Origin of the sequence: Agromyces binzhouensis (assembly GCF_004135055.1) — a bacterium.
GTDB lineage: Bacteria > Actinomycetota > Actinomycetes > Actinomycetales > Microbacteriaceae > Agromyces > Agromyces binzhouensis.
This window is the reverse complement of sequence record NZ_SDPL01000089.1, coordinates 1-9,485: the sequence shown is the minus strand read 5'-3', so window position 1 is coordinate 9,485 and position 9,485 is coordinate 1. Positions and strand designations below refer to the sequence as shown.

8 protein-coding genes are annotated in these 9,485 nt (G+C 71.4%); 4 read left to right on the top strand and 4 right to left on the bottom strand.

What is annotated here, in order from left to right; translation table 11 throughout:
* On the top strand, positions 1-314 hold a 314-nt coding region (locus ESO86_RS18630), incomplete at its 5' end, for a hypothetical protein (RefSeq protein ID WP_207207037.1).
* A gap of 79 nt (positions 315-393) precedes the next feature.
* Here the strand turns inward: ESO86_RS18630 and ESO86_RS06630 are convergent.
* The 3 genes from ESO86_RS06630 to nucS all read right to left on the bottom strand — a co-directional run bounded on the left by ESO86_RS06630 (position 394) and on the right by nucS (position 5,015).
* Positions 394-3,165, bottom strand: a complete 2,772-nt coding sequence (locus tag ESO86_RS06630) for an immune inhibitor A domain-containing protein (protein ID WP_242492243.1) — start codon at positions 3,163-3,165, stop codon at positions 394-396.
* A gap of 354 nt (positions 3,166-3,519) precedes the next feature.
* Entirely contained in the window at positions 3,520-4,206 is a 687-nt protein-coding gene (locus ESO86_RS06625) for an HAD hydrolase-like protein (RefSeq protein ID WP_242492242.1), read from the bottom strand.
* A 113-nt stretch (positions 4,207-4,319) separates the two neighbouring features.
* Positions 4,320-5,015, bottom strand: a complete 696-nt coding sequence (gene nucS / locus ESO86_RS06620) for an endonuclease NucS (protein WP_129234184.1) — start codon at positions 5,013-5,015, stop codon at positions 4,320-4,322.
* Between the two features lie 66 nt (positions 5,016-5,081).
* Between nucS and ESO86_RS06615 the strand changes: the two genes are divergently transcribed.
* Positions 5,082-5,648: a dihydrofolate reductase family protein gene (locus tag ESO86_RS06615; protein WP_129234183.1), complete on the top strand. Its 567-nt coding sequence runs from the start codon at positions 5,082-5,084 to the stop codon at positions 5,646-5,648.
* Between the two features lie 7 nt (positions 5,649-5,655).
* On the opposite strand, the gene ESO86_RS06610 is transcribed toward ESO86_RS06615, so the two are convergent.
* On the bottom strand, positions 5,656-6,963 hold the full coding sequence (locus ESO86_RS06610) for an MFS transporter (protein ID WP_242492241.1): 1,308 nt from the start codon (positions 6,961-6,963) through the stop codon (positions 5,656-5,658).
* A 245-nt stretch (positions 6,964-7,208) separates the two neighbouring features.
* Between ESO86_RS06610 and tdh the strand changes: the two genes are divergently transcribed.
* Together tdh and ESO86_RS06600 are read left to right on the top strand one after the other, a co-directional pair.
* Positions 7,209-8,252, top strand: coding sequence for an L-threonine 3-dehydrogenase (gene tdh / locus ESO86_RS06605; protein WP_129234182.1), 1,044 nt, complete (start codon positions 7,209-7,211; stop codon positions 8,250-8,252).
* A gap of 2 nt (positions 8,253-8,254) precedes the next feature.
* Complete coding sequence (locus ESO86_RS06600; protein WP_129234181.1) at positions 8,255-9,448, top strand: glycine C-acetyltransferase; 1,194 nt, start codon at positions 8,255-8,257, stop codon at positions 9,446-9,448.
* Positions 9,449-9,485 lie beyond the last annotated feature (37 nt).

Below are 9,485 nucleotides of genomic sequence, written 5' to 3'. Positions count from 1 at the left end.
GCCTGCTCGCGACGTTCGCCGATGCCGGACTCGACCCCGTCGAGGCGGGCCGCGCGACGCACGCCGTGCGCGTCCACGTGCTCGGTGCGGTGGCGTTCGACGCCGCCGACGAGGACCGCGCGGGCGAGGGGTCCACGCCCGCCGACGGGACGGGCGCGACCGCGGCATCGGCGACGCTCTGGGACGACGCCGAGACGTTCCCGCTCGGCGATCGCACGCGCGAGCTCGCGGACGACCCCGCCTCCCGGTTCGCCTGGGGGATCGAGCGCCTGCTCGACGGACTGCTCGCGCCCGCGGCACTCGGTCGCGACTGAGCCCGTCGGCCACCCCCGCACGCGACGAGGCGCCGACCCCACGAGGGGGCCGGCGCCTCGCCGGTTCAGGCTGCCGCGATCAGCCCGCCGACGGCGGGGTGACCTCGATCAGCGCTGCGGTGTTGCCGGACAGGGCCTTCTTCACCGAGATGACGGTGCCGTAGCCCACGCCGTCGTCGGCCGGGTTGCCCGAGCCGAACGGGCCGAGCCCGATGTCGAGGCCGTAGTACTCCGTCGCCGGCGAGCCGTCGAAGTGGTACAGCGGCACCGAGTACGGCGCGTTGCCCACCGACGGGACGACCACCGAGGCGTCGCGGTCGCGGTAGTACAGCGAGCCGGTGTCGCTGACGGCGAAGCCGGGCACCCAGCCCTGGTCGTCGGTGAAGGTGCTCACCGCGGGCAGGGACGGGATCTCGGTGCAGTACTCGGTGTCCGATCCGGCGACCGTGAAGCACTCCGTGAACGGGTGCGTCCCGGTGAGGCCGAACGCCGCGTTCGACGACTGCGCACGCGAGGGCATCACGTTCAGCGTCGTCGGGTCGGCGTCGGCCGCGGCGCCGGTGCGCTGCAGCGGGTCGAAGTGGCTGTCCACGACGAGCAGGCCGCCCTTCGCGCCGTAGCTCGGCAGGGCCGACTCGTTCGAGATGATCTGGTTCGAGTTGCCGTACGTCGTGTCGCGGTACCAGATGAGGGCACCGGGCGCGTTGTAGGCCACCTTCTCGACCTTCCAGGCGCCGTCGCTGTAGACGGTGTTGTAGCCGTACTTCAGGCCCTCGTCGAAGCCGTCGAAGTTGCGCCACTCGACCAGGTAGTACTGCGCCTGCACCGAGGTGCCGGTGTCGATGCGCCAGCCGGGTCCGGTCGTGTCGACGAAGGTCGACACCTCCGGGGTCCAGCCGTTGTCGCCGCTCTCGACGTCGTCGCTCCAGACGGTGACGCCGTCGGCGACGAGCTCGAAGTCGTCGGCGAACCAGCCGCGGTCGAGGTAGGCCGCGTCCGTGGCCTGGCGGAGGCGCAGCTGCACCGTGGTGCCCGCGTACGGCGTCAGGTCGACGTAGTGGTGCGCCCAGCCGTGGGTGTCACCGGTGAGGCCGTACTTCAGCCCGCCGTAGTCGGAGAGGCGGTTGTTCGGGTCGCCGTAGGCGTCGCTCGTCGAGACCTCGGCACCGCCCTCGTCGTAGACCTTCTGCTGCGCCCAGGTGGCGCCGCCGTCGGTCGAGACCTCGATGAAGCCGTAGTCCCAGTCCGCCTCGATGACGTAGTCGTTCCACATCCAGAACTTCGCGTCCGCCGCTGCGGGCACGTCGACCGAACGGCTGAGGCGGATGTCCGCCCAGTCCTGGTCGGCGCCGGAGTACCACATCTCCTCGCCGCTGTGCGCGTCCGCGAGGGTGATCACCTTGTCGGGCAGGTTGACCTTGATGCCGTCCTCGGTGCCCTTCTTCGGGCGCGACGTCTGGCCGACCTTGATGGTCCGGGTGTCGTCGCCGGGGTTCACGACCTCGGGGTCGGCCCAGCCGAGCACCCACTTGTCCCAGAGGCCCATGTGGGTCGGCATCGACTGGAAGATCGGGCCGGAGTGCGAGCCCGACGACATGAGGTCCCAGAAGTCGACGTCGGAGCTGCCGGCGCCGGAGACGTCGTACAGGTCGGGGAGGCCGAGGTCGTGGCCGTACTCGTGCGCGAACACGCCGACGCCCGAGTCCTCGGGCTGCACGATGTAGTTCGACAGCTTGAGGTCGGTGCCGGGGATGTCGGCGCCGCCCGCGACGGCCGAGGAGTGCGCCCAGATGGCGTAGGTGCCCTCGGCACCGCCGCCGCCCGACTTGTCCTCGCCGGCGTGGACGAGCACGACGTGGTCGATCACGCCGTCGGGCTCGGAGTAGTTCCCGTCGCCGTCGCGGTCGGACTGGTCCTCGACGTCGTAGTCGGCCCAGGGGAAGTCCGGCTGTGCCGCTGCGAGGGCCTCGACCGCGTGGATCGGCAGCGCGTTGGCGCCGATCGGGTTGTCGGGGTGACCCTGCATGCCCTGGTAGGCGCCGGCCTCCCACTCGCCCTCGTCGTTCTGGTAGCAGGTGGTCGCGCCGTACCAGCCCTCGGAGTGCGGAAGGGTGACCCACTGGGTCGCCTCACCCGTGACGGTGTAGGCGCCGCGCGACATCTCCTCGTACATCGACTTCATCGTGTAGCCCGAGATGTCGAAGCCGGGCTGGCCGTCGGGGCCGGTGAGGTCGGTGCGGACCCGCTCGGTGATGCCCTCGTCCGTGAAGAGCATCTTGTCGAAGTGCTCGGGGGAGAAGTCCTCGACCCACATGGAGTTGTTGTCGAGGTCGGGGTAGTCCGCCGGGTTCGGGATGTTGTTGTGCAGCGGGCCGTTCACGACCTCGCCGAGCTTGCACGTCGAGGCGCCCCAGTACTCGGGGACGTAGACGTCGGTGAAGTCGTCGTTCGCCTCGTCGTCGAACTCGATGAGGATCGTCAGGAGCTTGGCCTCCTGCGTCGACTTCGCCTTCTTCAGCGCCTTCGGGCTCTTGCCGGTCTCGATCGACTTCGCCTCGAGCTTGGCGAGCTGGCGAGCCGTCGCCGGGTTGCCCTGGGCGTACTTCTTGTCGAGTGCGGCCGACTGCTCGGCCACCGAGCCGCTGACCGTGCCGGCCTTGGCGGCGGCGCCGTCGACGGTCGCGTCGAGCGCCTCGTCGGTCTCGAACGCGGCCTCCGCCCGTGGTGCGGCGTAGTTCATGTAGTACTCGTCGGCACCGATGACCGGTGCCGGTGCGGCGGTCGCCGTGCTCGTTCCAACGGTCGCCAAACCGGCGGCCGCGAGTGCGAGCACGGGGATCGTCGCAACCACGCGACGACGCGCGCGGTTGGTCTTCCCTTGCATGTTTCTCCCTCCGAGTGCCCGCGGACGGTGACCGCGGGACACGAAACGTCGTCCGCCGGTGGGCGGACGTACCCGGCATCCTGCCCCCCGCATGGGGGCGGAGGGAAGGCTCCGGAAGGGAGTTGACCCGAATCGTTGCTATCGAGGTTTGCTCGCGTTGGAGGCGTGGACGCGGCGGATGCTTCGATACGCGCGACGTGCGTCGAAGCATCCGTGGCGAAGGCGGGCTTCGTGGGAATCGGGTCGACGCTCGCCGTCGAGCCCGCGTGCGCCGGGCTCCCCTGCGGTGCGGCAGGGGGATGCGGGTGGCCGGGCGGGCCGTCAGCCGATGAGCAGGCCCCGCAGCTGGTCGGCCGAGTGCACGACGGCCAGGGCGTCCGTCGCCTCGGCGGGGGAGCCGTAGCCCCACTCGACCATGATCGTCGGCACGCCGTGCGCCGCGGCGCCGAGCAGGTCGTACCCGCGGTCGCCGATCATCACGGCGTCCGACGTGTCGCGGCCGAGCTCGTCCAGTCGGCGCAGCGCCTCGGCGACGACGTCGGCCTTCGTGCTGCGCTCCTCGTCGTCGCTGGCGCCGGCGACGACCGTGAAGTAGCGGTCGAGGCCGGTGTGCGCGAGGACCGCGCGGGCCATCGACTCGGGCTTGCTCGTGGCGAGTGCGATCGGGAGGCCTGCGGCCTGGATCGCCTGCAGCACCCCCTCGACGCCGGGGAACACCGGGGAGTGCAGGAGGTGGTCGTCGTAGTGGTCGCGGTAGACGTTGAGCGCCTCCCAGGCGTCGACGTCGCTGAAGCCCGCGGTCATGCGGAGGCTGTCGAGCAGGGGCGGGCCGACGTAGGAGCGGAGCGTCTCCTCATCGGGGACGGGCGCACCCATCTCGGTGAACATGTGCGCGAGGGAGTCCATGATCTCGCTCGCGGAGTCGATGATCGTGCCGTCGAGGTCGAACAGCACGGCGGACCACTCGCGCGGGGGTGCGATGGTGGCGGCGGGGAGCAGGGAAGTCACCGCGTCATACTAGGCGCATGAAATCCGAGGAACACTCGGGAATGCTGTGTGCCGGCTGAACGCGGGCCCGGAAGGCCGCACCGCGGGACCCCCGCGGGCCGACCGCGATCGCGTCAGAACAGCCGCGCGTGGCCGCTCTCGACGCCCCGCATCGCGGCGTAGTCGAGGACCACGCAGCGGATGCCGCGGTCCTCCGCCAGCGTGCGCGCCTGGGGCTTGATCTCCTGCGCCGCGAACACGCCCACCACCGGCGCCAGCAGCGGATCGCGGTTCATCAGCTCGAGGTACCGCGTGAGCTGCTCGACCCCGTCGATGTCGCCGCGGCGCTTCAGCTCGACGGCGACCGAGCCGCCCGTGGCATCCGTCGCCAGGATGTCGACCGGGCCGATCGCCGTCATGTACTCGCGCCGCACCAGGCGGTAGCCGTCGCCCAGCAGCTCGATCTGCTCGGCCAGCAGCTGCTGCAGGTGCGACTCGACCCCGTCCTTCACGAGGCCCGGGTCGACGCCCAGGTCGTGCGCCGAGTCGTGCAGCACCTCGTGGATCGACACGACGAGCTGGTCGGCGGTCTTCGCGTGCGTGACCCTCCACACCTCGGTCACGCCGGCAGCGCGCTGGTCGTCGTCGGGCTCGGCCGCGGCGAGCGTGCACGGCGGGCTCATCCAGTTCAGCGGCTTGTAGCTGCCGCCGTCGGAGTGCACCAGCAGGCTCCCGTCGCCCTTCACCATGAGCAGGCGCGTCGCGAGCGGCAGGTGCGCGGAGAGCCGGCCGGCGTAGTCGACGGAGCAGCGGGCGATGACGAGACGCACCCGACGAGTCTACGTTGGACGTGAGGCGGGCCGCCGCGGGCGCGGCCCACGACGGACGGGGGCGTCATGGGGCGCGTGGTCTACGGCAACCAGATGTCGCTCGACGGGTACGTCGCCGACCGGGAGGGCCGCTTCGACTGGGCCGTGCCCGGCGAGGACGTGCACTCCGCGGTGAACGACGACCTGCGGAACGTCGGCACGTTCGTGCTCGGCCGGAGGGTCTGGGAGGTGCTCCGGGCGTGGGACGTGATGGACCTGGCCGACCAGGGCGACGCCGTGCGGGACTTCGCCGGGATCTGGGCCGCCGCCGACAAGGTCGTGTGCTCGCGCACGCTCGCGGAGGAGGATCTCGCCGATGCGCCGCGCACGCGGCTGTCCCGGACCTTCGATCCCGACGAGGTGCGGGCGCTCGCCGCGGCGTCCGACCGCGACGTCGCCGTCGGCGGGCCCGAGCTCGCGTCGCAGGCGCTCGCCTCCGGCATCGTCGACGACGTGTCGCTGCACGTGCACCCGGTCGTCGTCGGGGGAGGGACCCCGGCGTTCCCGACCCCCGTGCTGCTCGGCCTCGAGCTCGTCGAGCAGCGGGCGTACGACGGCGGAGTCGTGGGCCTGCGCTACCGGCCCCGCGCCTGAGCGGGTGTCAGCCGGCCCGGCGGTTCCGCTCGCGCGCCGCGGGCGCGGCGATCCCGGCCATGACCATGAGGCCGAGGAGCACGAGCATGCCGTTCAGGATCCCGAACCGCTCCCCGAGGAACCCGATGAGCGGCGGGCCGACCAGGAACGCGCAGTAGCCGATCATCGCGACCGCGGAGACGCGCGCCGCGGCATCCGCCCGATCGGGGACGTCGGCGGCGGCGGACATGCCGACCGGGAAGGCGAGGGAGCAGCCGATGCCCCAGAGCAGGGTGCCGACGACGATCATCCACGGCTGGTCGCCGAAGATGAAGAGCGCGAGCCCGATCACGCCGATGCCCGCCATGACCTGGAGCATGATCACGCGGCCGAAGCGGTCGATGAACGGGCCGCCGAGCACGCGCGCCGTCGTGATCGCGATGGTGAAGACCGTGAAGACGGCGGCGCCGGTCGTCGCGTCGAGCCCGTGGCCGTCGACGACGGCGAGGGCGATCCAGTCGTTCGCGCTGCCCTCGGCGAACGACATGCCGAGCATCACCACGCCGATGAGGAGGAGGCGCACGTCGGTCCAGACCGACAGGCTGCGCCGGATGCGGACGCCGAGCGGCTCGCGCGGCGCGCCCGTGTGCGCATCGTCGCCGAGCTCCTCGCGGACCGGCACGTACCGGACCGCGACGACGACGCCGACGGCGATGAGCGCGGCGATCGCACCCAGGTGGATCGCCGTGGCGATGCCCAGGGCGGATGCCGCGGCCGCGAGTCCGGCGCCGGCGACCGTGCCGAGGCTGAAGAACGCGTGCATGAGCGGCATGACCGTCTTGCCGAGCTCGCGTTCGGCCTCGGCGCCCTCGACGTTCATCATCACGTCGACCGCGCCGTTGCCGAATCCGAACAGCGCGAGACCGAGCACGATGAGCGCGACGCTCGGCACGACCGAGCCGCCGAGGCCGACCGAGACGAGGCCGAGCGCCGCCGTGGCGAGCACGCCGATCATGCCGAGGCGCGCGCCGAAGCGCGCCATGAGCCAGGGTGCCGCGATGAGGCCGACGATCGACGCGATCGAGCCCATGAGGATGACGAGGCCGACGCCCTGCGTGCTGAGGTCGACCGCGTCGCGGATCGCGGGGATGCGCGCGACCCAGCTGGCCAGGCCGAAGCCCGAGAGGAAGAAGATCGCGAAGATCGCGTTGCGCCACGCGACGAGTTCGCCGCGGGGGCGGGCGGATGCCGCGGCGGGCGCTTCGGCGTCGCCGGTTCCGGGTGCGTGCTGGTCGTGCTCGCTCATGGTGTCTGCGTGGTCTCGGTGCTGCGACATTACTGCCTCGTCGTCGGGGTGGTGCGGGTACCGGCTCGAATCGATTCGACTCGAATCGATTCGAGATTAGCGTCCCGCCGGGGGCGGTGCAAGGCCGTCGCTCGCGCTCTCCCGCCCCGCGTCATCCGCTCGTGCCGCTCGTTACGATGATCGGGTCACCTCGACGCGCGCCGTGACCCTCGGCGGGCGAGCCCGGCACCCGCACACCCCGCGTGGCGCCCGTACGAAGTCAGGACACGACGCCGATGAAGGCACTCTTCAAGTCCGCGCCCGGCGCGGGACTCGAACTCGTCGACCGACCGGAACCCGAGACGGGACCGGCCGACGTCAAGATCCGCGTGCTCCGCACCGGGATCTGCGGCACCGACCTCCACATCGAGAGGTGGGACGACTGGGCCGCCTCCGAGATCCGCACCCCGCTGATCCCGGGCCACGAGTTCTACGGCGAGGTCGTCGAGGTCGGCGAGCTCGTGCACGACATCGCCGTCGGCGACCGGGTCTCGGGCGAAGGGCACATCGTGTGCGGCATGTGCCGCAACTGCCGCGCCGGCCGCCGCCAGATGTGCATCCGGACCAAGGGCGTCGGCCTCCACCGCGACGGCGCGTTCGCCGAGTTCGTGGTCATGCCCGGCGAGAACGTCTGGGTGCACCACGACGACGTCGACCCCGAGGTCGGTGCGATCTTCGACCCGTTCGGCAACGCCGTGCACACGGCGCTGGCGTTCTCGCTGGTCGGCGAGGACGTGCTCGTCACCGGCTGCGGACCCATCGGCCTCATGTCGATCGCGGTCGCCCGCCACGTCGGCGCCCGGTTCATCGTCGCGAGCGACGTCTCGCCGGCCCGCCTCGAGCTGGCCATGAAGATGGGGGCGGATGCCACGGTCGACGTGTCGCGCGAGCGCGTGCGCGACCTCCAGCCGCGCCTGGGGATGCGCGAGGGCTTCGACGTCGGCTTCGAGATGTCGGGCTCGTCGAAGGCGCTGCCCGAGATGATCGACAACATGAACCACGGCGGTCGCATCGCGCTGCTGGGCCTGCCGAGCGAACCGTTCGCCGTCGACTGGGGCAAGGTCGTCACCCACATGCTCACGCTCAAGGGCATCTACGGTCGCGAGATGTTCGAGACGTGGAACTCGATGAGCGCGATGCTGCAGACCAGCCCCGTGCTGCGCGAGCGCGTGGCGTCCATCATCAGCGACCGCTACCCGGCCCGCGAGTGGCGCGCGGGCTTCGACGCCGCCGCCTCCGGCGGGGTCGGCAAGGTCATCCTCGACTGGACGGAGGTCTGAACATGTACGGATCCGTGAAGGACCAGCTGCGCGCCGAGCTCGACGAGATCGAGGCCGCGGGCCTGACCAAGCGCGAGCGCGGCATCCACGGGCCGCAGTCCTCGGAGATCGAGGTCGCGGGGCGCACGGTGCTGAACTTCTGCGCGAACAACTACCTCGGGCTCGCCGACGACCCGCGCATCGTCGCGGCCGCGCATCGCGGGCTCGACGACTGGGGCTACGGGCTCGCGAGCGTCCGATTCATCTGCGGCACGCAGGAACTCCACCTCGAACTCGAGCGCGCGGTGTCCGACTTCCTCGGCTACGACGACACCATCCTCTTCTCGTCGTGCTTCGACGCCAACGGCGGCGTCTTCGAGGTGCTCTTCGGGCCCGACGACGCGATCATCTCCGACGAGCTGAACCACGCGTCGATCATCGACGGCATCCGCCTCTCGAAGGCCCGGCGCTACCGGTACGCCAACCGCGACATGGCCGACCTCGAGGCGAAGCTGCAGGAGGCCTCCGACGCCCGCCGGAAGGTGATCGTCACCGACGGCGTCTTCTCGATGGACGGCTACATCGCGCCGCTGCAGGAGATCTGCGACCTGGCCGAGCGCCACGACGCGCTCGTCTTCGTCGACGACTCGCACGCCGTCGGCTTCGTCGGCGAGCACGGCCGGGGGACTCCGGAGTACTGCGGCGTCGAGGGACGCGTCGACATCACGACCGGCACGTTCGGCAAGGCGCTCGGCGGGGCGTCCGGCGGCTACGTCGCGGCACGGCAGGAGATCGTCGACCTGCTGCGCCAGCGCGCGCGGCCGTACCTCTTCTCGAACACGCTCGCACCGGCGATCGTGGCCGGCACGATCGAGGCGCTCCGGCTCGTCAGCGAGTCGGGCGAGCTGCGGCAGCGCCTGACCCGGAACGCGGCGCTGTTCCGCGAGCTCATGGCGGATGCCGGCTTCGACCTGCTGCCCGGCGAGCACCCGATCGTGCCCGTCATGTTCGGAGACGCCGCGCTCACGGCGCGGATCGCCGACGCCCTCCAGGAGCGCGGGGTCTACGTTACGGCGTTCTCGTACCCGGTCGTGCCGAAGGGGAAGGCGCGCATCCGCGTGCAGCTCTCCGCCGCGCACTCCGAGGACGAGGTCCGTCGTTGCGTCTCGGCGTTCGCGGCCGCGCGCGACGCGGTGCTCGCCGGCGCGCCCGCCTGACGGATCGGCCCGGCGGGCGGACGGATCGGCCCGACCG